Source organism: Pseudenterobacter timonensis, from assembly GCF_900021175.1.
GTDB lineage: Bacteria > Pseudomonadota > Gammaproteobacteria > Enterobacterales > Enterobacteriaceae > Enterobacter > Enterobacter timonensis.
Window position 1 is genome coordinate 104,148 of record NZ_FCOP01000011.1, and the last position, 24,598, is coordinate 128,745.

19 protein-coding genes are annotated in these 24,598 nt (G+C 58.1%); 9 read left to right on the top strand and 10 right to left on the bottom strand.

The annotated features are described in order from the left end of the window. Positions 1–129: 129 nt before the first annotated feature. The gene (gene glpD / locus BN3796_RS06905; protein WP_061707649.1) at positions 130–1,638 is read right to left on the bottom strand and encodes a glycerol-3-phosphate dehydrogenase; all 1,509 of its coding nucleotides are present in this window, start codon (positions 1,636–1,638) and stop codon (positions 130–132) included. 204 nt (positions 1,639–1,842) lie between these two features. Between glpD and glpE the strand changes: the two genes are divergently transcribed. From glpE to BN3796_RS06925, 3 genes are read left to right on the top strand one after another with little or no spacing between them, the layout of a single operon-like run. After that, entirely contained in the window at positions 1,843–2,175 is a 333-nt protein-coding gene (glpE, locus tag BN3796_RS06915; protein ID WP_061708815.1) for a thiosulfate sulfurtransferase GlpE, read from the top strand. 47 nt (positions 2,176–2,222) lie between these two features. Then, a complete protein-coding gene (gene glpG / locus BN3796_RS06920; RefSeq protein WP_061707651.1) occupies positions 2,223–3,053 on the top strand; it encodes a rhomboid family intramembrane serine protease GlpG in 831 nt (276 codons plus the stop codon). A gap of 15 nt (positions 3,054–3,068) precedes the next feature. Next, a complete protein-coding gene (locus BN3796_RS06925) occupies positions 3,069–3,827 on the top strand; it encodes a DeoR/GlpR family transcriptional regulator (protein ID WP_061707652.1) in 759 nt (252 codons plus the stop codon). A gap of 79 nt (positions 3,828–3,906) precedes the next feature. Here BN3796_RS06925 and malT read toward each other — a convergent pair whose 3' ends face one another. Beyond that, positions 3,907–6,612, bottom strand: coding sequence for an HTH-type transcriptional regulator MalT (gene malT, locus BN3796_RS06930; RefSeq protein WP_061707653.1), 2,706 nt, complete (start codon positions 6,610–6,612; stop codon positions 3,907–3,909). Between the two features lie 583 nt (positions 6,613–7,195). Between malT and malP the strand changes: the two genes are divergently transcribed. After that, the gene (gene malP / locus BN3796_RS06935) at positions 7,196–9,589 is read left to right on the top strand and encodes a maltodextrin phosphorylase (protein ID WP_061707654.1); all 2,394 of its coding nucleotides are present in this window, start codon (positions 7,196–7,198) and stop codon (positions 9,587–9,589) included. Between the two features lie 9 nt (positions 9,590–9,598). After that, positions 9,599–11,686, top strand: coding sequence for a 4-alpha-glucanotransferase (malQ, locus tag BN3796_RS06940; protein WP_061707655.1), 2,088 nt, complete (start codon positions 9,599–9,601; stop codon positions 11,684–11,686). Between the two features lie 130 nt (positions 11,687–11,816). Here malQ and gntT read toward each other — a convergent pair whose 3' ends face one another. From gntT to gntX, 3 genes are all read right to left on the bottom strand, one after another. After that, positions 11,817–13,133 carry a gluconate transporter gene (gene gntT / locus BN3796_RS06945; protein ID WP_061707656.1) on the bottom strand — a complete coding sequence of 439 codons (1,317 nt, stop codon included), beginning with the start codon at positions 13,131–13,133 and terminating at the stop codon, positions 11,817–11,819. 343 nt (positions 13,134–13,476) lie between these two features. Next, on the bottom strand, positions 13,477–14,052 hold the full coding sequence (nfuA, locus tag BN3796_RS06950; RefSeq protein WP_061707657.1) for a Fe-S biogenesis protein NfuA: 576 nt from the start codon (positions 14,050–14,052) through the stop codon (positions 13,477–13,479). 60 nt (positions 14,053–14,112) lie between these two features. Continuing rightward, a complete protein-coding gene (gene gntX, locus BN3796_RS06955; RefSeq protein ID WP_061707658.1) occupies positions 14,113–14,796 on the bottom strand; it encodes a DNA utilization protein GntX in 684 nt (227 codons plus the stop codon). A 36-nt stretch (positions 14,797–14,832) separates the two neighbouring features. On the opposite strand from gntX, the gene bioH reads away from it, so the two are divergent. Together bioH and BN3796_RS06965 are read left to right on the top strand one after the other, a co-directional pair. Beyond that, complete coding sequence (gene bioH, locus BN3796_RS06960) at positions 14,833–15,606, top strand: pimeloyl-ACP methyl ester esterase BioH (RefSeq protein WP_061707659.1); 774 nt, start codon at positions 14,833–14,835, stop codon at positions 15,604–15,606. Between the two features lie 107 nt (positions 15,607–15,713). Further along, on the top strand, positions 15,714–15,983 hold the full coding sequence (locus tag BN3796_RS06965; protein ID WP_061708816.1) for a YdgH/BhsA/McbA-like domain containing protein: 270 nt from the start codon (positions 15,714–15,716) through the stop codon (positions 15,981–15,983). 32 nt (positions 15,984–16,015) lie between these two features. Here the strand turns inward: BN3796_RS06965 and feoC are convergent, their stop codons facing one another. From feoC to greB, 5 genes are all read right to left on the bottom strand, one after another. Further along, positions 16,016–16,252, bottom strand: coding sequence for a [Fe-S]-dependent transcriptional repressor FeoC (gene feoC, locus BN3796_RS06970; RefSeq protein WP_061707660.1), 237 nt, complete (start codon positions 16,250–16,252; stop codon positions 16,016–16,018). Positions 16,253–16,261: 9 nt separating this feature from the next. After that, the gene (gene feoB / locus BN3796_RS06975; RefSeq protein WP_061707661.1) at positions 16,262–18,580 is read right to left on the bottom strand and encodes a Fe(2+) transporter permease subunit FeoB; all 2,319 of its coding nucleotides are present in this window, start codon (positions 18,578–18,580) and stop codon (positions 16,262–16,264) included. 29 nt (positions 18,581–18,609) lie between these two features. Continuing rightward, positions 18,610–18,837: a ferrous iron transporter A gene (gene feoA / locus BN3796_RS06980; RefSeq protein WP_061707662.1), complete on the bottom strand. Its 228-nt coding sequence runs from the start codon at positions 18,835–18,837 to the stop codon at positions 18,610–18,612. Between the two features lie 578 nt (positions 18,838–19,415). Beyond that, the gene (locus tag BN3796_RS06985) at positions 19,416–21,740 is read right to left on the bottom strand and encodes a Tex family protein (RefSeq protein ID WP_061707663.1); all 2,325 of its coding nucleotides are present in this window, start codon (positions 21,738–21,740) and stop codon (positions 19,416–19,418) included. An 86-nt stretch (positions 21,741–21,826) separates the two neighbouring features. Then, complete coding sequence (greB, locus tag BN3796_RS06990) at positions 21,827–22,300, bottom strand: transcription elongation factor GreB (RefSeq protein WP_061707664.1); 474 nt, start codon at positions 22,298–22,300, stop codon at positions 21,827–21,829. 227 nt (positions 22,301–22,527) lie between these two features. Here greB and ompR point away from each other — a divergent pair, with 227 nt between their 5' ends. Then, positions 22,528–23,247 (top strand): osmolarity response regulator transcription factor OmpR, encoded by a 720-nt coding sequence (ompR, locus tag BN3796_RS06995; protein WP_001157751.1) that lies wholly within the window; start codon positions 22,528–22,530, stop codon positions 23,245–23,247. Further along, positions 23,244–24,590, top strand: a complete 1,347-nt coding sequence (envZ, locus tag BN3796_RS07000; protein ID WP_061707665.1) for a two-component system sensor histidine kinase EnvZ — start codon at positions 23,244–23,246, stop codon at positions 24,588–24,590. Before ompR ends, envZ begins: the two co-directional genes overlap by 4 nt. Positions 24,591–24,598: the final 8 nt, after the last annotated feature.

Consider the following 24,598-nt stretch of genomic DNA (forward strand, 5'->3'; position numbering starts at 1 on the left):
CTGCGGGGAGAGGGAGAAAAGGGGGTACCGGACGGTCTCCTCAGCCCTGTGGGGAGAGAGGGAAAATAGTGCACAGGACTGTCCCCTCTCCCCTGTGGGGAGAGGGTTAGGGTGAGGGGTGAAGAGTCATCATGACGCCAGCGACAGCTCACCCTTTCCCATATTCTGTCCCAGCCACTGCGCGATGCGAGACTGCTGCCCGGCATTGAGCCACATCCCTTCCTTGGTACGGCGCCAGAGCACATCTTCGGCGCGGCGCACCCACTCGTGATCCACCAGATAGCGAAGCTCCGCTTCATACAGCTCATGCCCGAAATATTCCCCTAAATCCGCCAGCGACGTCGCGTCGCCCAGGATCAACCCGGTCTGGCTGCCATAGGTTCGCGCGTAATGGCGCGCCATCGATTCGCTAATAAAGGGATAATGACGGCGCAGCTTCGCCGCATAATCGTCCCGGTTGCCGCCGATATCGCCGCCCGGCAGCAACGCCTCTTTGGTCCACGCCGCGCCAATGCCTTTATAGTAGGGCGTCAGTTTTTCCAGAGCGTGCTCGGCCAGCTTGCGGTAGGTGGTGAGCTTGCCGCCAAAGACCGACAGCAGCGGCGCTTTGCCATCTTGATCGTGAATATCGAGGGTATAGTCGCGAGTGATCGCCTGCGGGGAATCCGATTCATCATCACACAGCGGGCGCACGCCAGAGTAGGTCCAGACCACATCGTCGCGGGAAAGCTGCTTTTTAAAATGGGCGTTATAGACTTTCAGCAGGTAGCTGATTTCACTCTCGTCGATCGCCACCTGTTTCGGATCGCCTTTGTACTCCACGTCGGTGGTGCCGATGATAGAAAACTCATCCATCCACGGAATGACAAATACGATACGCTTATCTTCATTTTGCAGAATATAGGCCTGCTTCTGGGTATGGACGCGCGGCACCACGATGTGGCTGCCCTTTATCAGACGGATACCGTAAGGGGAGGGGAGCTGCATACCTTCATCAAAGAACTGTTTCACCCACGGGCCGGTGGCATTCACCAGACCTCGTGCCTGCCAGCTAAATTTTTCGCCGGTATCGATATCTTCCGCGTCAACGATCCACAGGCCGTTTTCACGGCGCGCGGCGGTGGCGCGGGTACGGGTTTTCACTTCGCCGCCTTTCTGCACCACCATTTGCGCATTCGCCAGAACCAGACGGGCGTCATCCACCCAGCAGTCGGAATATTCGAATCCGCGCACGATCTCCGGCTTAAGGACCGAATCTGCGCCAAAACGCAAACCGTGTGAACCCGGCAAGCTGGTACGTTTACCGAGGTGATCGTACATAAAGAGGCCGATACGGATCATCCACGCCGGGCGCAGATGCGGGCGATGAGGGAGACGAAAGCGCATCGGGATCGCCAGGTGCGGCGCCATTTTCAGCAACACTTCACGCTCGGCGAGCGCTTCACTTACCAGACGAAACTCGTAATGTTCCAGGTAGCGCAGGCCACCATGAATCAGCTTGGAGCTGGCGGATGAGGTCGCGCAGGCCAGGTCGTTCGCTTCCAGCATCAGCACAGATAATCCGCGTCCGGCGGCATCTGCCGCGATGCCGGCACCGTTAATGCCTCCGCCTATCACAATCAGATCTTTGGTTTCCATGTCACCCTCATACACTTTCGTTAAAGCTCTAAAATGCTCGATATCGCTCATAATAGCAAAGGGACGCGCTTTTGGTAACATCAAAAAAACAATTTTGAGTGATAGAGCTAACATAATGGCGCTTAAAGGGCATCAGGACGTACACTAGGCGATAAAATAGTGCGGTGGGTCTTTTTCCTCACCCTTTTAACCGAAGAGAACACCATGGATCAGTTTGAATGTATTAATGTCGAAGAGGCCCATCAGAAGCTGCATCAGAAAAGGGCGGTACTGGTGGATATCCGCGATCCGCAGAGCTTTGCCATGGGCCACACGCCGGGGGCGTTTCACCTTACCAACGATACGCTGGGCGCGTTTATGCGTGATAACGATTTCGACACCCCGGTAATGGTGATGTGCTATCACGGCAACAGCAGCAAAGGGGCGGCACAGTACCTGTTGCAGCAGGGTTATGACGCGGTTTATAGCGTGGACGGCGGTTTTGACGCCTGGCACCGCCATTTTCCGGCGGAAGTTGAACACGCCACTGGAAACTGATCCCGCTATACTGTTCCCTTTTATGTGGAAATGAGCGACCGCAGCCGATGTTAATGATCACCTCTTTTACCAACCCGCGCGTCGCCCAGGCGTTTGTCGACTATATGGCAACCCAGGGCGTTATCCTTACTCTTCAGCACCATACGCAAACTGACGTCTGGCTGGCGGACGAGAGCCGCGCCGGGTTTGTGCAGAACGAGCTGGCGCGCTTTCTGGAAAATCCCGCCGATCCCCGCTACCTTGCCGCCAGCTGGCAGTCAGGCCAGACGGGAAGCGGGCTGCACTACCATCGCTTTCCCTTTATCGCCACGATCCGTGAGCGGGCCGGAGCCGTTACCCTGCTGCTGATGGCGGCCTGTATCATCGTTTTTATTCTAATGAGCGTGGTGGGCGACCAGCCGGTGATGATTGCGCTGGCGTGGCCTTACGATGCGTCGGTGCAGTTTGAATTCTGGCGCTATTTTACCCATGCGCTTATGCATTTCTCGGTGCTGCATATCCTCTTTAACCTCCTCTGGTGGTGGTATCTGGGCGGGCTGGTGGAAAAACGCCTCGGCAGCGGCAAGCTGATTGTCATTACGGTCATCAGCGCGCTGTTAAGCGGCTACGTGCAGCATATGTTCAGCGGGCCGTGGTTTGGCGGTTTATCCGGCGTGGTATATGCGCTGATGGGCTACGTCTGGCTACGCGGCGAACGCGATCCACAGAGCGGCATCTATTTACAGCGTGGATTAATAACCTTTGCAGTAATATGGTTAATTGCCGGTTGGTTTGATCTGTTTGGTATGGCGATCGCCAACGGCGCGCACGTCACCGGCCTGATCGTTGGGCTGGCGATGGCGCTGGTTGATACGCTCAATGCGCGAAAACGAACATAATTCCAGGGATATTTCATGAAACAAACGCAACGTCATGACGCCATTATTGAACTGGTAAAAAAGCAGGGCTATGTCAGTACCGAGGAGCTGGTGGAGCAGTTTGCCGTCAGCCCGCAGACCATTCGCCGTGACTTGAACGATCTGGCGGACCAGAACCGTATTTTGCGTCATCACGGCGGCGCCGCGCTGCCTTCCAGTTCAGTAAACACGTCCTGGCACGATCGTAAGGCGACGCAGACGGCGGAGAAAGAGCGCATCGCGCGCCGGGTCGCCAGCCAGATCCCCAATGGGGCCACGCTCTTTATCGATATCGGTACCACCCCGGAGGCGGTGGCCCACGCGCTGCTGAACCATGAAAATCTGCGTGTCGTTACCAATAACCTCAACGTGGCGAATACGCTGATGCAGAAAGAGGATTTCCGCATCATTCTGGCGGGGGGCGAGCTGCGCAGCCGCGACGGGGGAATTATCGGGGAGGCGACGCTCGACTTTATCTCCCAGTTCCGCCTCGACTTCGGCATTCTGGGGATTAGCGGCATCGACACCGACGGTTCGCTGCTGGAGTTTGACTATCACGAAGTGCGCACCAAGCGGGCGATCATTGATAACTCCCGCCACGTTATGCTGGTGGTGGATCACTCCAAATTTGGGCGTAACGCGATGGTGAATATGGGCAGCATCAGTATGGTGAATGCGGTCTATACCGACGCGATGCCACCAGCGGGGGTAATGCAGGTTATTGCCGATCATCACGTGCAGCTGGAGCTGTGCTGAGCTGACGTCGGGTGGCGCTGCGCTTATCCGACCTACAAATCCGTAGGCCCGCGCAAGCGTAGCGCCGCCGGGCGGTGAATTACACGCCATACCCCATCATTTTCAGAAGCTGCTGCGCATGTTGCACCGCATCCTGACGGTGCGCCACGCCGAGCTTCTGATACAAATTACGGATATGGGTTTTGATGGTGGTCGCCGCGACCGCCAGCTCGCCCGCAATCTGCTCGTTACTGTAGCCGGAGTAAATCAGCCCCAGAACCTGCCACTCACGCTGGGTGAGCGGGCTGGTGCGGATCAGCTCCGGTACTTCCGGGTGATTAAGCAGCCTTTCAACGAAGTTCTCGTCAAAATGGGCGAACTTATGTCGGTGGTGCTGGTTAATCTCCCGCAGAATACGCTGGGCGCGGTGCTGATCCAGCTCCGGCAGGGTGTTAAGCTGGATCAGCTGGCGCAGCTGCTGCGCCATCGTTTCGCCTTCAATCACGAAATGGCTGATAAAGCCGGTGCGGTTTGCCAGCTGGAGCGCCTCCAGCAGCACACGCTGGGCGTCGTTTTTACGTCCCGCCTGCCAGTAAAGCTGGTTCTGCAGCAGCAGGTTGCGGTTCAGATCGCTCATCAGGCGTAGGCTGCGGGCGTTTTCGTTAAGCTCCTCCAGCACAATCTCCGCCGGTTCGAACTCGCCCAGCAGGATTTGCGCGCGGGCGATGTTACGCCACTGGCTTTGCAGGAAGTGGTTATTGGCGAACGCTGGTTTCGGCGTCTGGCTGAGCCAGTTGGCGGCCGATTTCTTATCGCCGGTCATCTGCCAGTAGATCACCCGCACCTTATCAGCGTTAGAGACCCAGTCGCTGTGATATTGCCCATTGCCCAGCAGGTTCTCCAGCCGGTTCAGGTGATTGCGGGCGTTATCCAGATCGCCGCGCGCCAGGGAGCACTGCACCAGCAGCGCCAGGCACTGTAGCTGCTGCTGCGGTTGATAGGTCGCCAGTACCTCCAGACCGTGGCGCGCCGAGCCTTCCGCTTCGTCAAGACGCGCCCACGCCCACAGCAGCTGGGCGCGGATGCGCAGCAGAAACTCGTGCATCGGCAACTGCTCCAGATGCTGATCGCGAACTAACTGGAACGCTTTTTCCTGAGTCTCCCAGGCGGCCTGCAAAAAGCCCTGGGCAAACAAAATTTCGCTCTGCTGGATCAGACTCCAGAGCGCATAGTGCCAGACGTCGTGACGGCGGGCCATCTGCTCGGTCTGCTGCATCAGCGAGAGGGAGCGGGTGAGATCGCCCTTACAGTGCAGCACCTCGCCATGCACCGAGGTCGCCACGATGCGGCTGTAAAAATTGGCCAGCGGCAGCTCATCAAGCGCCACCATCGCCAGACGCTCGGCCTCCTCTTGATCGCCGTCGTTAATGGCGACCTGGGCGCGCAGGGCGTTAAATTCGCCGTGCAGGGCGTTGTCCATCTCCCCTTTCATCTCCTGCTCGGCGCGCGCCAGCAGGGTATTCACTTCGCTGTAGCGGTGCTGGCTCTGCATCAGCCAGGCCTGGAGCAAGACCAGGCGGGGATTCTCCAGCAGGCTTTCCCATGGCAGCGCGCGCAGCGACTCCTCCAGCAGCGTCAGTTCGCTGTGGTTAAAGAGGCCCCAGGCGTGGTTAAGCAGAATATCGCGCAGCATACTGGCATCGCCTGCCGCCAGCGCGTGATGGATCGCTTCGCTGGGGAAGCCTTGCGCCATCCAGCTTTCCGCCGCCGCGCGATGGACTTCCGGCAGCTCGGTGGCCAGCTCCCACTGGCAGCGCTGGCGCAGGAAGCTGCCGAACAGCGGGTGAAAACTAAACCATTCGCCGGAGTCATCCATGCGTTGCAGGAATAACCCCTGCCGCTCGACCTCTTCCAGCCGCATCTGGCCGTTCTCCTCTCCGGTGACACGCGCAATCAGCGCATCGTTCATGGAGCGGAGCAGGGAGCTTTTCAGCAGAAAGTGGCGGGTCGCGTCGTCAACGCTGTCGAGCACCTCGTCCACCAGATAGTCGGAGAGGTGGCTGGCGTTGATCCCCGACAGACGGCGGGCAGACTGGTGCGTCGGGCTGTTATTCTGCCGCGCGGAGAGGGCGATAAGCTGGAGCGCCGTGGCCCAGCCCGCGACGTCATCGCACAGGCGGCTGCTCTCGGCGGCCTCGATGGGGACATTCAGGCGGCAGTCAAAGAACTGTTTCGCCTCCTGATGGTTAAACGCCAGCTGCTGGCTGCCGATCTCGAGAAGCTGATCGCGCACGCGCAGGTTAGCAATGCCCAGCTGCGGCAGGTTGCGGGAAAGCACCACCAGGGTGAGGTTTTCCGGCTGATGGCGCAAGAAGAAGCGCATCGATTCATGAATGACCGGATTGGTGATCAGATGGTAATCATCAATCACCAGATAGAGCGGGCGATGCCACTCGGCAAGTTCAATAAAGAGCTGGGCAAAGAGCGACGACAGGCTGGCGTACTGGCGCTTTTGCACCATCACCTCGCTGGTGACGCAGTGGCCGTTGGTCGCCTGTTGCACAGCGGCAATCAGATAGCTGGCAAAACGTTCCTGTTGGTTATCCCCCTCATCCAGAGAAAACCAGCCGAGATCGCTTTTCCCCGCTGCCCATTGTGAAACGAGCGTTGTTTTTCCATAACCTGCGGGACTCGTTACCAGCGCCAGTCGGAAATTGTTCGCGCCGGAAAGCTTCGCCAACAGTCGTTCGCGCACCACCGTGTGGTCAAGACGAACCGGGCGACTTAATTTGGACGGAATCAACATAGTTTTCACTTCACTGTGGGGAACGAGAAAATCGATTTTTTTTGCGCTTCGTAATTAATGGCTATAAGTTCCGCCAGAAAAGGATCTATTGCAAGTTATGTCGGTCTTTCGTATGCCTTAATTTGCACTCTGTCACAAATTTATTTTAGAGGGATGAGGAACTTTTTCGATGGGCTTTGAAAGCGCGCGGCTACTGGCTTGTATAGTTTTAGGGCAGTTTTCTGAAACGCGTTTCAGGGTGGGTTAAAAATCGCAAAGATAATAAATTAGCGGAATAGTTAATCGGAAAAAATAACCTGCTAAAACAAGGGGGGATCGGGCGAAATATTATTACAGGTAAGTAATCATTTCCTCATGTGTTAATAGCAACCGGAACGACATCGCGTTTTTTTGTCACGAGTACCGGCTATCCTGCCGGCGGCGCTCCACACGCTTTTCAGGCGTACAGAGTGGCCCGGATCACACTTTTATGCTCATCCCCGGGACTCCTCCCTGGCTAATCCCCCACGGGAGGAGGAAGTGGCGATTTGAGCCAGGCACACTAGCGTCAACGTGTTTATATTAACAGGATGCCGGATTCCCTATGTCACAGCCTACCTTCAACAAAGCTCAGTTTCAGGCTGCCCTCACGCGTCAGTGGCAGCGTTTTGGTTTACACGCGGCTGAAGAGATGACGCCTCACCAGTGGTGGCAGGCGGTGAGCGGCGCGCTCGCCGAACAGCTTAGCGCCCAGCCCGCGGCGAAACCAGTGAAAGGGCAACGCCACGTCAACTACATCTCGATGGAATTTCTGATCGGTCGCCTGACCGGCAATAACCTGCTCAACCTGGGCTGGTATCAGGAGGTGGCCGAGGTGCTGAACAAGCACCAGGTCAACCTGACCGATCTGCTGGAAAAAGAGATTGACCCGGCGCTGGGCAACGGCGGGCTGGGGCGTCTGGCCGCCTGCTTCCTGGACTCCATGGCAACGGTAGGGCAATCGGCGACCGGTTATGGTCTGAATTACCAGTATGGCCTCTTCCGCCAGTCCTTTGTGGATGGTCACCAGATGGAAGCGCCGGACGACTGGCATCGCAATACCTACCCGTGGTTCCGCCATAATGCGCAGCTCGACGTACAGGTGGGCATCGGCGGCAAAGTGACGAAGCAGGGGGAGTGGATCCCGGCCTTTACTCTTCTCGGCGAGGCCTGGGATCTGCCGGTGCTGGGCTACCGTAACGGCGTGGCTCAGCCGTTGCGCCTGTGGCAGGCGAAGCACGCGCATCCCTTTAACCTGACCAAATTCAACGACGGCGACTTCCTGCGCGCCGAGCAGCAGGGGATCGACGCCGAGAAGCTGACCAAGGTGCTCTATCCGAACGACAACCATCTGGCAGGCAAAAAGCTGCGTCTGATGCAGCAGTATTTCCAGTGCGCCTGTTCCGTGGCGGATATTCTGCGCCGTCACCACCTGGCGGGCCGCAAGCTGCACGAGCTGGCCGATTTTGAAGTGATCCAGCTGAACGACACCCACCCGACCATCGCCATTCCTGAGCTGCTGCGCGTGCTGCTTGACGAGCATCAGCTGAGCTGGGATGAGGCCTGGGCCATCACCAGCCGGACCTTCGCTTACACCAACCACACCCTGATGCCGGAAGCGCTGGAGTGCTGGGATGAGAAGCTGGTGAAAACCCTGCTGCCGCGCCATATGCAGATCATCAACAAAATTAACGACCAGTTTAAGGTGCTGGTTGAGACGCGCTGGCCGGGCGACGAGGCGGTCTGGGCGAAGCTGGCGGTGGTGCATAATAAACAGGTGCGCATGGCCAACATGTGCGTGGTGAGCGGCTTTGCCGTCAACGGCGTGGCGGCGCTGCACTCCGACCTGGTGGTGAAAGATCTCTTCCCGGAATATCACCAGCTCTGGCCGAACAAGTTCCATAACGTCACCAACGGCATTACGCCGCGCCGCTGGATCAAGCAGTGCAACCCGGCGCTGGCCGCTCTGCTGGATAAGACGCTGAAAAAAGAGTGGGCCAACGATCTGGACCAGCTGATCAATCTCGAAAAGTACGCTGACGATGCGAGCTTCCGCGCGGAGTACCGCGAGATCAAACAGCAGAATAAAGTGCGTCTGGCTGCCTTTGTGAAGGCGCGTACCGGCATTGCAGTCAACCCGAACGCCATTTTTGATATTCAGATCAAACGCCTGCACGAATATAAGCGTCAGCACCTGAACCTGCTGCACATTCTGGCGCTCTATAAAGAGATCCGCGAAAACCCGAAAGCAGACCGCGTACCGCGCGTCTTCCTGTTTGGCGCGAAGGCGGCGCCGGGTTACTACCTGGCGAAAAATATCATTCTCGCTATCAACAAAGTGGCCGCCGCGATCAACAACGATCCGAAAGTGGGCGATAAGCTGAAGGTGGTGTTCCTGCCGGACTACTGCGTCTCGGCGGCGGAGATGCTGATCCCGGCGGCGGATATCTCCGAGCAGATCTCCACTGCGGGTAAAGAGGCCTCCGGTACCGGCAACATGAAGCTGGCGCTGAACGGCGCGCTGACCGTCGGCACCCTGGATGGCGCCAACGTGGAGATCGCTGAGAAGGTGGGCGAGGAGAATATCTTTATCTTCGGCCATACTGTGGAAGAAGTGAAGGCGATCAAGGCCAAAGGCTACGATCCGGTGAAATGGCGCAAGAAAGATAAGTTGCTGAATGCGGTACTGAAAGAGCTGGAGAGCGGGAAATACAGCGAGGGCGATAAGCACGCGTTTGACCAGATGCTGCACAGCCTGGACAAGAAGGGCGGCGATCCTTACCTGGTGATGGCCGACTTTGCCGCCTACGTAGAAGCGCAAAAACGCGTGGATGTGCTCTACCGCGATGAAGAGGCCTGGACCCGCGCGTGCATTCTGAACACCGCCCGTTGCGGCATGTTCAGCTCCGACCGCTCGATCCGCGACTATCAGACCCGTATCTGGCAGGCAAAACGCTAAGGAAGCGCGATGGACAGTAAACGTCTGGATAATGCCGCGCTGGCGGCGGGGATCAGCCCCAGTTACATCAATGCTCACGGCAAACCACAGTCAATTGGCGCTGAAACCAAAAGACGTTTGCTGGATGCCATGCACAAGGTGAAACCCGTCGCGAAAGCGGCGGTTTCACCAGTACCGAACGTGAAGGTCTTTACCGCCGGCAAAAAAATGGCGCTGGAGGTGGAGGGCAGCGGCGAGTTTAACTGGCTGCTGACCACCGAAGAGGGCAGCCTGCATAAAGGCCATGCCACGGGCGGTAAAAAATTGAACCTGCCGGCAAAACTGCCGGAGGGTTATCACACCCTGACGCTCACGCGCGATAATCGCCGCTGGCACTGTCGGCTTATCGTCGCGCCGAAGCGCTGCTACGAGCCGCAGGCACTGCTGGACGGTAAAAAGCTATGGGGTGCCTGTGTGCAGCTCTATACGCTGCGCTCAGAGGTTAACTGGGGCATCGGCGACTTTGGCGATCTGAAAAAGATGCTCAGCGAGGTAGGGGAACGCGGCGGGGCCTTTATCGGCCTTAACCCGATCCACGCCCTCTATCCGGCTAACCCGGAGAGCGCCAGTCCCTACAGCCCCTCTTCCCGCCGCTGGCTGAACGTTATCTATATCGACGTGAACGCGCTGGATGATTTCAGAAACAGCCCGGAGGCGCAGGCGTGGTGGAAACTCGATACCACGCAACATGCGCTGAAAAAGGCGCGGGAGGCTGAGTGGGTCGATTATTCCGCCGTTACCGCGCTGAAGATGGCGGCGCTGCGCCTGGCGTGGAAAGGCTTCTCTGCGCGCGATGACGAGCAGATGACGGCGTTTCGCCAGTTTGTGATGCAGGAGGGGGAGAGCCTTTACTGGCAGGCCGCCTTCGACGCGATCCATGCGTATCAGGTCACTGAAGATGAAATGCGCTGGGGCTGGCCGGTCTGGCCGGAGGCGTACCGCTCCGTTGATACGCCCGAGGTCAAAGCGTTCTGCGATGAACACGCCGACGAGGTGAACTTTTATCTGTGGTTGCAGTGGCTGGCGTACAGCCAGTTCGCCGCCTGCTGGGAAGTGAGCCAGGGCTATCAGATGCCGATTGGCCTCTATCGCGATCTGGCGGTGGGCGTGGCGGAAGGGGGGGCAGAGACCTGGTGCGATCGTGAGCTGTACTGCCTGAAGGCTTCCGTCGGCGCGCCGCCGGATATCCTCGGCCCGCTCGGACAGAACTGGGGGCTGCCGCCGATGGATCCCCACGTGATGGTCGCCCGCGCATATGAACCTTTTATCGATCTGCTGCGCGCCAATATGCAAAACTGCGGCGCGCTGCGTATCGACCATGTGATGTCGGTGCTGCGTCTGTGGTGGATCCCTTACGGTGAGACTGCCGATCAGGGTGCCTACGTGCAATACCCCGTGGACGATCTGCTGGCGATCCTGGCGCTGGAGAGTAAGCGTCACCGCTGCATGGTGATCGGGGAAGATCTGGGTACCGTACCGGTGGAGATTGTCAGCAAGCTGCGCAACAGCGGCGTCTACTCCTATAAGGTGCTCTACTTCGAAAATGACCATGAGAAAACTTTCCGGGCGCCGAAAGCGTACCCGGAGCAATCCATGGCGGTCGCCACCACCCACGACCTGCCGACGCTGCGCGGCTACTGGGAGAGCGGCGACTTAACGCTCGGGAAAACGCTGGGACTCTACCCTGACGAGGTGGTGTTGCGCGGGCTCTATCAGGATCGGGAGCTGGCGAAGCAGGGTCTGCTGGACGCGCTGCACAAGCACGGCTGCCTGCCGAAACGCGTCGGGCATAAGGCGGCGCGAATGGCGATGACCCCCACCCTCAACCGGGGGCTGCAACGCTATATCGCAGACAGTAACAGCGCGCTGCTGGGGCTCCAGCCGGAGGACTGGCTGGATATGGCGGATCCGGTGAATATTCCAGGAACCAGCTACCAGTACAAAAACTGGCGGCGCAAGCTGTCTACCTCTCTTGAGGAGATGTTTGCCGATGACGGGGTGAACAGGTTGATTAAGGATCTGGATAAGCGCAGAAAGGCGGTGGGTAAGAAGCGGTAATTTCCCCCTCACCCCAACCCCTCTCCCCAAAGGGGCGAGGGGCTCGACTGGTTCTCTCACTTTAACTCCTCTCCCCACAGAGGCTCGATCAGTTCCCTCTCCCCTGTGGGGAGAGGGTTAGGGTGAGGGGTCAGATTATCATATTCAGCAGCAGACAGCCGATCAGGCCACAGACTGCGATGATGGTCTCCAGCGCCGACCAGGATTTGATGGTCTCGCCGATAGTCAGGTTGAAATACTCTTTAAACAGCCAGAAGCCCGGGTCGTTGACGTGAGAGAAGATCACGCTGCCGGAACCGACCGCAATAACCATCAGTTCAGGACTCACGCCGGTGGTGGCAATCAGCGGCGCAACGATACCGCCCGCGGTAATGGCCGCCACGGTCGCGGAGCCGAGCGCAATGCGCAGCACCGCCGCGATGGACCAGGCCATCAGGATCGGCGAAATATTCGATTCATGCATCATGGAAGCGATGTATTTATCCACGCCGCTGTCCACCAGTACCTGCTTGAACGCGCCGCCGCCGCCGATGATTAACAGCATCATGGCGATGATTTTGATGGAGGAGGTCAGCGTATCGTTGATCTCATCCATGGAGCGGCCACGGTTAATACCGAAGGTGAAGATAGCAATCAGCACGGCGATCAGCGTCGCCATCACCGGGTCACCCAGGAACTCCGCCACGGAGAGGAAAGCGTGCCCCTTCGGCAGGACCATTTCCGCCACGGCGCGCATTGCCATCAGCACTACCGGCACCAGGGAGGTCCAGACGCTGACGCCAAAGCCCGGCATCTCCGCTTCGGTGAAGGTTTTCGCGTTGTAGAGACCTTCCGGGATCGGCTTGTCGATTTTCTTCAGAAAACGCGCGTAAACCGGGCCGGCCAGAATGACGGTCGGGATCGCCAGAATGGTGCCGAACAGCAGGGTTCTGCCCATATCAGCGTGAAAAATGGTGGCGATAGCGGTCGGGCCCGGGTGCGGCGGCAGGAAGCCGTGAGTCACGGAGAGGGCCGCGGCCATCGGAACGCCCACGTAGAGCAGCGGGATATTCGCCGCTGCGGCGATGGTAAAGACCAGCGGCAGCATCAGCACAAAGCCGACCTCATAGAAGAGGGCGAAGCCGACGGTAAAGCCGGTTAACACGACCGCCCACTGGATATGCTGTTTGCCAAACTTAGCGATAAGGGTGGTGGCGATGCGCTGCGCGCCGCCGCAGTCCGCCAGCATTTTACCGAGCATGGCGCCGAAGCCCATGATTAGCGCCAGGCTGCCGAGCGTTCCGCCCACGCCTGCTTTGATTGAACCAATCACTTTTACCAGCGGCATTCCTTGCATTAAACCGACGGCAAGCGCCACCAGAACCAGAGCGATGAAGCCGTTCACCTTGAAACGGATCATCAGGAGGAGGAGTAAAGCTACACCGATAGCGACGATGACTAATGGCATGATTAACCTGGCCTTTTAATTGTTATGGGTAACGTCATTGTTTCAATGACAAATTCCATTTGTCCCAACAGGGAACAGAATAATGACGGCACTACAGCTAAATGCGCACTAAACATGTGAGTTTAGTTGACTGTGATAAAGGTGCTAAGCGCCCATGCAAATGATACGGGTAACATGTAGTGAATGAGAATCACCCAGGTAATCAAAATGTGAATTATGCGAGGCAGGTCACTTTGGGCGGGGAGAGAGGCAGCAAAAAAGCCGGGTGGCGTTGCCGCCTTCCCGGCCTTCGGGGGAACAGATGGAGCAGGCCCGGTACGCGTAGCGCCACCGGGCAAAAGCCTTAGTAGTAAGAGTGCTCGCCGCGCTGGTGCTCGGTCAGATCGCGCACCCCTTTCAGCTCAGGGAACTCGTTCAGCAGCTGCTTCTCGATCCCCTCTTTCAGCGTCACGTCTACCATGGAACAGCCGTTACAGCCGCCGCCAAACTGCAGAATGGCGTAGCCTTCTTCAGTGATCTCCATCAGCGACACGCGGCCGCCGTGGCCCGCCAGCTGCGGGTTGATCTGCGATTGCAGCATATACTCCACGCGCTCCATCAGCGGCGCATCGTCAGCGACTTTACGCATTTTGGCGTTAGGCGCTTTCAGCGTCAGCTGAGAGCCGAGCTGGTCGGTAACAAAATCGATCTCCGCATCTTCCAGATACGGGGCGCTCAGCTCGTCCACATAGGCGGTGAGCTGGTCAAATTTGAGGGCAGTATCGGTTGCTTCCACCGCGTCTGGCGGGCAATAAGAGACGCCGCATTCTGCGTTCGGGGTGCCTGGGTTGATCACAAACACGCGGATCTGCGTCCCTTCTTCCTGATTTGCCAGCAGTTTGGCAAAGTGCGCTTGTGCAGCATCGGAAATACGGATCATAGCTTTGGCCTAATAGTTGACTAAAATACCTGGGTATATAATACGCCCATTGGAGAAGGGCTACAAGGTACGACACAGACACCATACCTGAACCGACGCCGCGCCGCTTTGCAAAAGCAGCCGGGAAAGTTCGGCCACGGTACTGCCCGTCGTGACGACATCATCCACTATCGCAATATGCAGACCCGTTACCGGTAATTCAAGGCGGAAGGCGTTCCTGAGGTTCTTTTTGCGCCGCCGCGCGCTGAGCTGATGCTGAATTGCCGTGGCGCGCACGCGCTGCAGCGCCTGCGACGGGCAACGGCAGCCGAGCCAGCGGGCGAGAGGGCGGCAGAGCAGGTCGCTATGGTTGTAGCCCCGGCGCCAGTGGCGTCGTTGATGCAGCGGAACGTTGACGATCATATCGGCCCGCGTAAGCCGCCGGGTGCGCCTGGCGTGCAGAACGGCAAGCAGCAGCAGGCGAGCCAGCGGCGGGGCGAGCTGGCAGCCGCGCGAGAATTTCAGATGATGGATCAACCCGCTCAGCGGTGGCGCGTAGGGCGACACCGCCACCAGCGCCTCCCAGGGCGGCGGTTTTTGCAGGCAGCGTCCGCAGGGCAGATGCGGATGGGCGGCCGGTAAGCCGCAGCGGGGGCAACAGACGGCGCGGGGTGCCAGCGCACGGGTACAGACGGAGCAGACTCCCCAGGAGCCGATCTTCAGCGGCATTCGACATAGCCAGCATAAGCCGGGCGCTGTTAGCATGTGCAACCTCCTTGTTAAAAAAGAGAACGATAACCGATGAAGAATCTTTGGTGGCAGACCACAGGCACGGGAAATTGTCATCTTGTGCTGCTGCACGGATGGGGGCTGAACGCCGGGGTATGGCATTGCATTGAAAAGGAACTGGCCTCGCACTTTACGCTGCATCTGGTGGATCTGCCCGGCTTCGGACGCAGCCGCGACTATGGCGCAATGTCGCTGGAGGAGATGGCGCAGCAGGTGCTGGCGCAGGCGCCACAAAAGGCAGTCTGGCTTGGCTGGAGTCTCGGCGGGCTGGTGGCGAGCCGGGTGGCGCTGGATCATCCCGAACGGGTTCAGGCGCTGGTAACGGTGGCCTCCTCTCCCTGCTTTAGCGCGCAGGAAGAGTGGCCGGGCATCAGGCCGGAAGTACTGGCGGGCTTCCAGCAGCAGCTCAGCGAAGATTTTCAGCGCACGGTGGAGCGTTTTCTGGCGTTGCAAACGATGGGGACGGACACCGCCCGTCAGGATGCGCGGACCCTGAAAAGCACGGTGCTTTCGCTGCCGATGCCCGATGTCGGGGTGCTCAACGGCGGGCTGGAGATTCTGAAAACCACCGATCTGCGTGCGCCGCTGGCGGAACTGGATCTGCCGCATCTGCGTCTTTACGGTTATCTCGACGGGCTGGTGCCGCGCAAAATTGTGCCGCTGCTGGATGCGCGCTGGCCGAGGAGCGAATCGCAGGTGATAGCGAAAGCGGCCCACGCGCCGTTTATCTCACACCCTCAGGAATTTTGCCAGGCGCTGGTGGCGCTACGTCAGCGTATCGGCTGATTGTTTTTCGTTTAGCGTGGAAAAAATCACCTTATGCAACAATACTCAGGGTGTCGTTGCGCTGTGGCAAAAACGATAATTTCCCCTTTCTATGGAGAGTCATGTCTATGAAAATGGTCACAGGTATTGTTGCATCTCTGGTTATTGGTTCGTTGTCATTTGGCGCCTTTGCGGCAGAGGAACTGACAAAGGACAAGTTGAAGGAGATGAATCTGACGAAAATCGGTGAAATTTCGACTTCAGATACTTCCGCGCCGATGGATGCGAAAAAAGATCTGTCGAAAAAGGCTGATGAGCTGGGCGGCACCTATTATGTAGTGACCAGCGCTGAGAAATATACCAAAGACGTGCGCGCGACGGCGGATGTCTACAAATAAAAAAAGGCCGGGATTTCCCGGCCTGTTAATCTTTACTTAAGCGTCCACCACTCCCGCAGGCACGCTTTTCCTTCCGGACAACTTTTGCAGCTTCCGCTAAGGCAGCCGTCCGCCTCTTCCCGGATGCGCATCGCCCGGCCCATCGCCTCCAGGCGGGCCAGCATGGCATCAATAAGCGGCCGTGGCGCGTGCAGGGCATGACTCAGCTGGCTGGCTTCCATACGCCCCTGCAACGCCAGCAGATCGCGAACCTCAATTAACGATGCCATTCTCGCTCCTTAGTGACAGTCGCCCGCCGGGCTGTTGCAGCAGGTGACCGGCGTTTTGCGCGTTGCCAGCAGATCCACGTCGACGCGGCTGCGCGCCCGGCGCAGAAGGCTCAGTACCACCACGTTAAACAGCACGACCGCCAGTATGCAGATAAGGCTGTAGCGCGGATGCTGGTTAAAGTTGACGGTCTGGTAGAAGAGCGTCGCCAGTGAGTAAGCGATATCCAGCCCCCAGAGAATGGAGAAGCCCATCCAGCCGCGGCTGGATTCGCGGGCGATAGCTCCCATTACCGAGATGCAGGGAATGTAAAGCAGAACGAAGATCAGGTAGCTGTAGGCCGCCGATGCGCTGCCGAATTTTTCGCTCATCACGCCCATCGCGCCCGTCGCCATTTCACCGTCGCCTTTGCTGGCTTCGATAGGATTCGCCAGCACGCTCAGGCTGAAGGTATCTTTCAGGCTCTGCCAGGTCTCATCCACTGCGGCGAGCAGCTCGTCACCCAGATGGAAATCCGCCGGGTTAAAGGCCTCTTCCTGAATATTCTCCGCGGTGTAGAGGGTGTTCAGCGTACCGACCACCACCTCTTTTGCCATCGCCCCGGTAAAGAGGCCAACGGTGGCCTGCCAGTTATCTTCATGAACACCGATAGGCTTGAAGAGCGGGGTGATGGTACGGCTGACGGAGGCCAGCGCGGAGTCGTTAATGTTGTCCGCCGCCTGGCCGCTCAGGGTAAAGCTGTTCAGGGCGCTCAGGAAAATACTTACCACCACGATCACCTTACCGGCGCGCAGGACAAATCCTTTCAGGCGCTGCCAGGTCTGGATTATCAGGCTTTTGATGTGCGGCACATGATAGACCGGCAGCTCCATGACGAAAGGCGACGCTTCGCCGCGCATGATGGTGTGTTTGAGCATCAGGCCGGTAAGGATCGCCATCACGATACCGAGCACGTAGAGGGAGAAGACCGCCAGCGCCCCCTCCTGCCCGAAGAAGGCCGCGGCAAAGACCGCGAAGATAGCCAGACGCGCGCCGCAGGACATAAAGGGTGCCATCATGATGGTCATCAGACGTTCGCGCGGCGCATCCAGGGTGCGTGCGCCCATCACCGACGGCACGTTACAGCCGAAGCCGACAATCAGCGGCACAAAGGATTTACCCGGCAGCCCCAGCGCCTGCATCAGGCGGTCCATAACGAAGGCCGCGCGGGCCATATAGCCGGAGTCTTCCAGGAAGGAGAGGAAGAGATACATCATACCGATCTGCGGCACCAGCGGCAGCACGGTATTGATCCCGCCGCCGAGCCCCTGCGCCAGGAAGATAGTCAGCCACTCCGGGAAGTGCAGCGTACTGCCAAGCCACTGCAGCCCATGAATGAAAATAGCCACCGAGCCGCCATCAAAGATGGGCTGAAGCGCGCCGCCGATGTTGATGGCGAGCAGGAACATCAGGTACATGACAAACAGGAAGATCGGCAGGCCGAGGAAGCGGTTAAGGATCACCTTATCTACCGCCGCGGTGAAGCGGCTGGGTTCAGCCGTCAGGGTGTTGCTTACCGCATCGCAGATAGCGGCGATACCCTGATAGCGCGCATCGGCGATATGCAGGGCCGGATCGTCTATCTCTTCGCTCAGGCGCGCCATCGAGACATTCAGCTTTTGCGCCGCGTCGCCCGCGTAAGCGCGGCTGTAAATATCCCCTTCGAGCATCTGCAGGCCAAGCCAGTGGCGCTGTTTTGGCGGCATAGAACCGTCCATCTCCTGTGCCAGACAGGCGGCTTCGCGCAGCAGCGGCTGCGGATAGTGCACCAGCTCCAGGTCGCGGTTGCCGGTGTGACGATCGATAGCCAGCTTAAGCGAGTCGATGCCGCGCGCGCGGGTGGAGACCAGCGGTACGACCGGGCAGCCGAGGCGGGCGGAAAGGGCATCCACGTCGATTCGAATCTGCTGTTTTTCCGCAATATCGAGCATATTGAGGGCCACTACGCAGGGAACGCCCAGCTCCAGCAATTGCAGCGTCAGGTAGAGGTTGCGCTCAAGGTTGGAGGCGTCGACCACGTTAATCAGCATATCGGCGTCGCCGCTCAGGATATAGTGGCAGGCGATCTGCTCATCCAGCGACGTCTGGGAGGAGATAGTGGTTAACGAATAGGTGCCCGGCAGATCGACCAGGGTGACCATGTTGTCGGTCGTGGTGAACTGCCCCTCCTTGCGCTCTACCGTAACCCCAGCCCAGTTTCCCACGCGCTGGCGCGCGCCGGTAAGCTGGTTAAACAGGGTTGTCTTGCCGGAATTTGGATTACCAATTAAGCCAACGGTTAATTTTTTCATTTTATTCAACTCGATATTACGTCTGCAATTTATGCTTGCAGCGTTTCGACTTCGATAAAGGCGAGGTCTTTTTTACGCAGCACCAGATTCACGCGTCGGGTTTCGATATGGATGGGGTCGCCCAGCGGCGCCACGCGTACAACCTGAAAAGAGGAGCCAGGCAGCATACCCAGCGAAAGCAGCTTCTGTCGGTAGGCCGGGCTGATTTCCCGCGTAAAACCGATAATTTTCCACGCACTGTCAGGAGTGAATTGCATAGTGCTTTTCCCGAAGAGAGATTAAATAATCAACAACGCGATGATAATGAGAATGGTTTTTATCAGCAATATTTTAAATGTGACCGAATGTTGTAAGCAGTATTAATTTGCGAGTGGTTTGACTTTGCTCAATATTTTTCAAACAGGAAAAAAGTGCTGAAAGGCTTATTTGTTAATGGAGTGAAAATTATTGGTTTAATAATAGATATACAACCGGTCTCATTGATTTGGTGAATGATTTAGCGTGGGTGGAAAATAAGGCCCCTCACCCCGGCCCTCTCCCCGGCGGGGAGAGGGGGGAAACATAGCGCCGGGTAATTTCCTCACCTTGAAGGGAGAGGGGGAAACATAGCGTCGGGTAATTTCCTCACCTTGAAGGGAGAGGGGGAAACATAGCGCCGGGTAATTTCCTCACCTTGAAGGGAGAGGGGGAAACATAGCGCCGGGTAATTTCCTCACCTGGAGGGGAGAGGGGGGAAACATAGCGCCGGGTAATTTCCTCACCTGGAGGGGCGGAATCACGCTCGATCGGTCCCCTCTCCCCTTTGGGGAGAGGGTTAGGGTGAGGGGAGAGGTACTTACCGCTTTTTACCCATCGCCGCCGCCAGCGCGTCCATCATGGCGCTATTGCCCGCAGGCTGAGCGTCACGACCGCGTGGTTTGGCCGCTTTCGCCGCCGGGCGGGAAGACTCGCGTGCGCCACCGCCACGACGGGAGTTGCTGTCGCCAGGCTGTTCATCCAGACGCATGGTCAGCGCGATGCGCTTACGCGGCAGATCAACGTCCAGCACCTTCACCTTCACGATATCGCCCGCTTTCACCACCGTATGCGGATCTTCCACGAACTTGTCCGCCAGGGAGGAGATATGAACCAGCCCATCCTGGTGTACGCCGATATCAACAAACGCGCCAAAGTTGGTCACGTTGGTTACCGCGCCTTCCAGCACCATGCCCGGCAGCAGATCGTTCATCGTCTCCACGCCGTCGGCGAACTGTGCGGTTTTAAACTCAGGGCGCGGATCGCGGCCCGGTTTTTCCAGCTCTTTAATGATGTCGGTTACGGTCGGTACGCCGAACTTCTCATCCGTAAAATCGACCGCTTTCAGCGATTTCAGCTCGCTGCCGTTACCCATCAGATCCTTCAGCGCCTGTTGGGTGGCGGCCAGGATGCGTTCGACGACAGGGTAAGCTTCCGGGTGAACGGTGGAGGCGTCCAGGGGGTTATCACCATGGTTGATGCGCAGGAAGCCCGCGCACTGCTCAAACGCCTTCGGCCCCAGACGGCTTACCTTCAGCAGCTGCTGGCGGTTCTGGAACTGGCCATTCTCATCGCGCCAGGCGACGATATTCTGCGCCATCATGCGGGTTAAGCCTGCCACGCGGGTCAGCAGCGGCACGGAGGCGGTGTTGAGATCCACCCCGACGGCGTTCACGCAATCCTCGACAACCGCATCCAGCTTGCGCGCCAGCTGTGTCTGGCTGACATCGTGCTGATACTGGCCGACACCGATCGATTTCGGGTCGATCTTCACCAGCTCCGCCAGCGGATCCTGCAGGCGGCGGGCAATGGAGACCGCCCCGCGCAAGGAGACGTCGAGATCCGGGAACTCCTGCGCCGCCAGCTCGGAGGCGGAGTAGACGGAGGCGCCCGCTTCGCTGACGATCACCTTCTGCGCCGTTACCTTTGGGAACTGCTTCTGCACGTCGAGGAAGAAACGCTCGGTTTCGCGCGACGCGGTACCGTTGCCGATAGCCACCAGCTCCACGTTGTGCTTTTCACACAGCGCGGCAACCACCACGGCGGCTTTCGCCGCCTGGCCGGTATGCGGATAGATGGTGTCGGTCGCTACCAGCTTGCCGGTGGCATCCACCACCGCCACCTTCACGCCGGTACGCAGGCCCGGATCGAGACCCATCGTGGCGCGAAGGCCCGCCGGAGCGGCCATCAGCAGATCGTGCAGGTTACGGGCAAAGACGTTGATCGCCTCCTCTTCCGCGCGTTCGCGCACGGTACCCATCAGCTCGGTCTCCAGGTGCATCAGCACCTTGATGCGCCAGGTCCAGCTCACCACCCCTTTACGCCAGCTGTCGGCTGGGGCGTTGTTCAGGCGCAGACCGAGATGATCGATAATGATCTGCTCGCAATAACTCTCTTTTGGCGGCTCGTCGAACTGCGGATCGGCGTTAAGCGAAAGCTGAAGTACGCCCTCGTTACGGCCGCGGAACATTGCCAGCGCGCGGTGCGACGGGACGCCGGAAATCGGTTCGTGATGATCGAAATAGTCGCGGAACTTCGCCCCTTCCTCTTCTTTACCGCTGACCACGGCAGAGACTAGGTGTGCGTTTTTCCACAGATAATCGCGCACCTTCGCCAGCAGCGCGGCATCTTCGGCAAAGCGTTCCATCAGGATGTAGCGCGCGCCGTCGAGCGCCGCTTTGCTGTCCGCCACCCCTTTATCAGCGTCGATAAATGTCGCCGCTGCCGTTTCCGGATCGTGAGACGGATCGTTCCACAGGAGATCTGCCAGCGGCTCCAGACCGGCTTCAATGGCGATCTGCCCGCGGGTACGGCGCTTCGGTTTATAAGGAAGATAGAGATCTTCCAGCTCGGTTTTGCTTAGCGTGCCGTTGATGGCCTTCGCCAGATCGTCGGTCAGTTTGCCCTGATCGCCAATCGATTTGAGGATCGCCTGGCGGCGCTCTTCCAGCTCGCGCAGATAGCCCAGACGCGTCTCCAGGTTGCGCAGCTGCGTGTCATCCAGCCCGCCGGTGACTTCCTTACGATAACGTGCAATAAACGGCACGGTGTTCCCTTCATCAAGCAGGCGAACGGCAGCTTCTACCTGTTCGGCTCTGGCCTGAAGTTCACCCGCAATAATGCGGCAGAGCGAATTATTCATCATGGCTGTTTCATCTTGTGGCTCGAAAATCAGGGCATAGTTATACGGACTGACCGGCAAAAATGCCAGCCAGGGAGTATGCTCTCAGACTATTTTACGTAGGTGATCTCATTAACGTACCAGCTCGCTTCGCCAGCGGGCGTCTGAACGATGGCCAGATCGCCTTCCTCTTTTTTGAGCAGCGCCCGGGCCATGGGGGAGTCGATAGAGATGTAATCCTTACGACCAAAAATTTCATCATAGCCAACGATGCGAAAGCGTTTGGTCTCGCCCTCGTCGTTTTCTATCTCCACCCAGGCGCCGAAAAAGACTTTGCCCTCCTGCTGGGGGGAGTAATCGACAATTTTTAGATGCTCAAGGCATTTGGTGAGATAACGCACTCGTCTGTCGATTTCGCGAAGCCGCTTTTTATTATACTGGTAGTCAGCGTTCTCGCTGCGGTCGCCCAGGCTGGCGGCCCAGGTCACTTTTTTGGTCACCTCCGGGCGCTCCTGACGCCAGAGGTAATCCATTTCCTGCTTCAGTTTTTCGTAGCCTTCGCGGGTGATGAGGGGCGTTTTCATACTTTTGCCTTTAGTACCGGGTTGCTTTATATGCGCACTTTACGTATCACAGAGCTTATCAGATCGGTTTCATAATGATTTCTGTGACGAAATGTGCACTTAAGCTGCTGTAAAATATGCTTTGTAACAATTTCGTCTAGAATTTATACCAGAATTAGCTGGTCGTTGACGTGCACTTTTTTAGAATACGCTCTTTAAGAGTGTCCGAACCTTTGGGAGTACAAACAATGCAAGAGAACTATAAGATTCTGGTCGTAGATGACGACATGCGCCTGCGTGCGCTGCTCGAACGTTATCTGACCGAACAGGGCTTCCAGGTTCGTAGCGTGGCGAACGCCGAACAGATGGATCGCCTGCTGACCCGTGAATCATTCCATCTGATGGTCCTTGACCTGATGCTGCCAGGCGAAGATGGTCTCTCTATTTGCCGTCGTTTGCGCAGCCAGAGCAACCCGATGCCGATCATTATGGTGACGGCGAAAGGGGAAGAGGTGGATCGCATCGTGGGCCTTGAAATTGGCGCCGACGATTATATTCCTAAACCGTTTAACCCGCGTGAGTTGCTGGCCCGTATCCGCGCCGTACTGCGCCGTCAGGCGAACGAGCTGCCGGGCGCCCCTTCCCAGGAAGAGGCGGTGATCGCGTTCGGTAAGTTCAAGCTGAACCTCGGTACCCGCGAAATGTTCCGTGAAGATGAGCCGATGCCGCTCACCAGCGGTGAATTTGCGGTGCTGAAGGCGCTGGTCAGCCATCCGCGCGAGCCGCTCTCCCGCGACAAGCTGATGAACCTGGCGCGTGGCCGTGAATATTCCGCGATGGAGCGTTCCATCGATGTGCAGATCTCCCGCCTGCGCCGCATGGTGGAAGAGGATCCGGCGCACCCGCGCTACATCCAGACGGTCTGGGGTCTTGGTTACGTCTTTGTACCGGACGGCTCTAAAGCATGAGGCGAATGCGCTTCTCGCCGCGAAGCTCGTTTGCCCGCACCCTGCTGTTGATCGTCACCCTGCTGTTTGTCAGCCTGGTGACGACCTACCTGGTAGTGCTGAACTTTGCGATCCTGCCGAGCCTTCAGCAGTTTAATAAGGTACTGGCGTACGAAGTTCGTATGCTGATGACCGATAAACTTCAGCTGGAGGACGGCACGCAACTGGTTGTCCCCCCGGCGTTTCGCCGCGAAATTTACCGTGAACTTGGCATCTCCCTCTATTCGAATGAAGCGGCTGAGGATGCGGGCCTGCGCTGGGCGCAGCACTATGAATTTTTAAGCCAGCAGATGGCGCAGCAGCTGGGCGGCCCGACGGAAGTTCGCGTTGAGGTCAACAAAAGCTCGCCGGTCGTGTGGCTGAAAACCTGGATGTCCCCCAATATCTGGGTGCGCGTACCGCTCACCGAAATCCACCAGGGCGATTTCTCGCCGCTCTTCCGCTATACCCTGGCGATTATGCTGATGGCCATCGGCGGTGCGTGGCTCTTTATCCGTATCCAGAACCGTCCGCTGGTCGATCTTGAACATGCGGCGCTGCAGGTGGGGAAAGGCATTATTCCGCCGCCGCTGCGCGAGTATGGCGCCTCAGAGGTGCGCTCGGTTACCCGCGCCTTTAACCATATGGCCGCAGGGGTGAAGCAACTTGCCGACGATCGCACGCTGCTGATGGCGGGCGTCAGCCACGATCTGCGCACGCCGCTGACGCGTATTCGTCTGGCAACGGAGATGATGGCCGAGCAGGATGGCTATCTTGCGGAATCCATCAACAAAGATATCGAAGAGTGCAACGCCATTATTGAACAGTTCATCGACTACCTGCGTACCGGGCAGGAGATGCCGATGGAGATGGCGGATCTCAACGCGGTGCTGGGCGAAGTGGTGGCTGCCGAAAGCGGGTATGAGCGCGAAATCGAAACCGATCTGCAGGCGGGCGAAATAGAGGTGCGGATGCATCCGCTCTCCATCAAGCGCGCATTAGCCAATATGGTGGTCAACGCCGCCCGTTACGGTAAAGGCTGGATTAAGGTCAGCAGCGGCACCGAGCTGCACCGTGCCTGGTTCCAGGTGGAGGATGACGGCCCGGGGATCAAGCCGGAACAGCGTAAACACCTCTTCCAGCCGTTTGTGCGCGGCGACAGCGCCCGCAGCACCAGCGGCACCGGTCTGGGGCTGGCGATTGTGCAGCGTATTGTTGATAACCATAACGGTATGCTGGAGATTGGCACCAGCGAGCGGGGCGGGTTGTCTATCCGCGCCTGGCTGCCGATTCCGGTTACGCGCGGGCAGACGAAAGAGAGTTAGAAAGGTGG

What these genes read in the sequence shown, in the direction of transcription:
- glpD (WP_061707649.1), bottom strand. Translation starts at nt 1,638, where the DNA reads ATGGAAACCAAAGATCTGATTGTGATAGGCGGAGGCATTAACGGTGCC.
- glpE (WP_061708815.1), top strand. Translation starts at nt 1,843, where the DNA reads ATGGATCAGTTTGAATGTATTAATGTCGAAGAGGCCCATCAGAAGCTG.
- glpG (WP_061707651.1), top strand. Translation starts at nt 2,223, where the DNA reads ATGTTAATGATCACCTCTTTTACCAACCCGCGCGTCGCCCAGGCGTTT.
- BN3796_RS06925 (WP_061707652.1), top strand. Translation starts at nt 3,069, where the DNA reads ATGAAACAAACGCAACGTCATGACGCCATTATTGAACTGGTAAAAAAG.
- malT (WP_061707653.1), bottom strand. Translation starts at nt 6,612, where the DNA reads ATGTTGATTCCGTCCAAATTAAGTCGCCCGGTTCGTCTTGACCACACG.
- malP (WP_061707654.1), top strand. Translation starts at nt 7,196, where the DNA reads ATGTCACAGCCTACCTTCAACAAAGCTCAGTTTCAGGCTGCCCTCACG.
- malQ (WP_061707655.1), top strand. Translation starts at nt 9,599, where the DNA reads ATGGACAGTAAACGTCTGGATAATGCCGCGCTGGCGGCGGGGATCAGC.
- gntT (WP_061707656.1), bottom strand. Translation starts at nt 13,133, where the DNA reads ATGCCATTAGTCATCGTCGCTATCGGTGTAGCTTTACTCCTCCTCCTG.
- nfuA (WP_061707657.1), bottom strand. Translation starts at nt 14,052, where the DNA reads ATGATCCGTATTTCCGATGCTGCACAAGCGCACTTTGCCAAACTGCTG.
- gntX (WP_061707658.1), bottom strand. Translation starts at nt 14,796, where the DNA reads ATGCTAACAGCGCCCGGCTTATGCTGGCTATGTCGAATGCCGCTGAAG.
- bioH (WP_061707659.1), top strand. Translation starts at nt 14,833, where the DNA reads ATGAAGAATCTTTGGTGGCAGACCACAGGCACGGGAAATTGTCATCTT.
- BN3796_RS06965 (WP_061708816.1), top strand. Translation starts at nt 15,714, where the DNA reads ATGAAAATGGTCACAGGTATTGTTGCATCTCTGGTTATTGGTTCGTTG.
- feoC (WP_061707660.1), bottom strand. Translation starts at nt 16,252, where the DNA reads ATGGCATCGTTAATTGAGGTTCGCGATCTGCTGGCGTTGCAGGGGCGT.
- feoB (WP_061707661.1), bottom strand. Translation starts at nt 18,580, where the DNA reads ATGAAAAAATTAACCGTTGGCTTAATTGGTAATCCAAATTCCGGCAAG.
- feoA (WP_061707662.1), bottom strand. Translation starts at nt 18,837, where the DNA reads ATGCAATTCACTCCTGACAGTGCGTGGAAAATTATCGGTTTTACGCGG.
- BN3796_RS06985 (WP_061707663.1), bottom strand. Translation starts at nt 21,740, where the DNA reads ATGATGAATAATTCGCTCTGCCGCATTATTGCGGGTGAACTTCAGGCC.
- greB (WP_061707664.1), bottom strand. Translation starts at nt 22,300, where the DNA reads ATGAAAACGCCCCTCATCACCCGCGAAGGCTACGAAAAACTGAAGCAG.
- ompR (WP_001157751.1), top strand. Translation starts at nt 22,528, where the DNA reads ATGCAAGAGAACTATAAGATTCTGGTCGTAGATGACGACATGCGCCTG.
- envZ (WP_061707665.1), top strand. Translation starts at nt 23,244, where the DNA reads ATGAGGCGAATGCGCTTCTCGCCGCGAAGCTCGTTTGCCCGCACCCTG.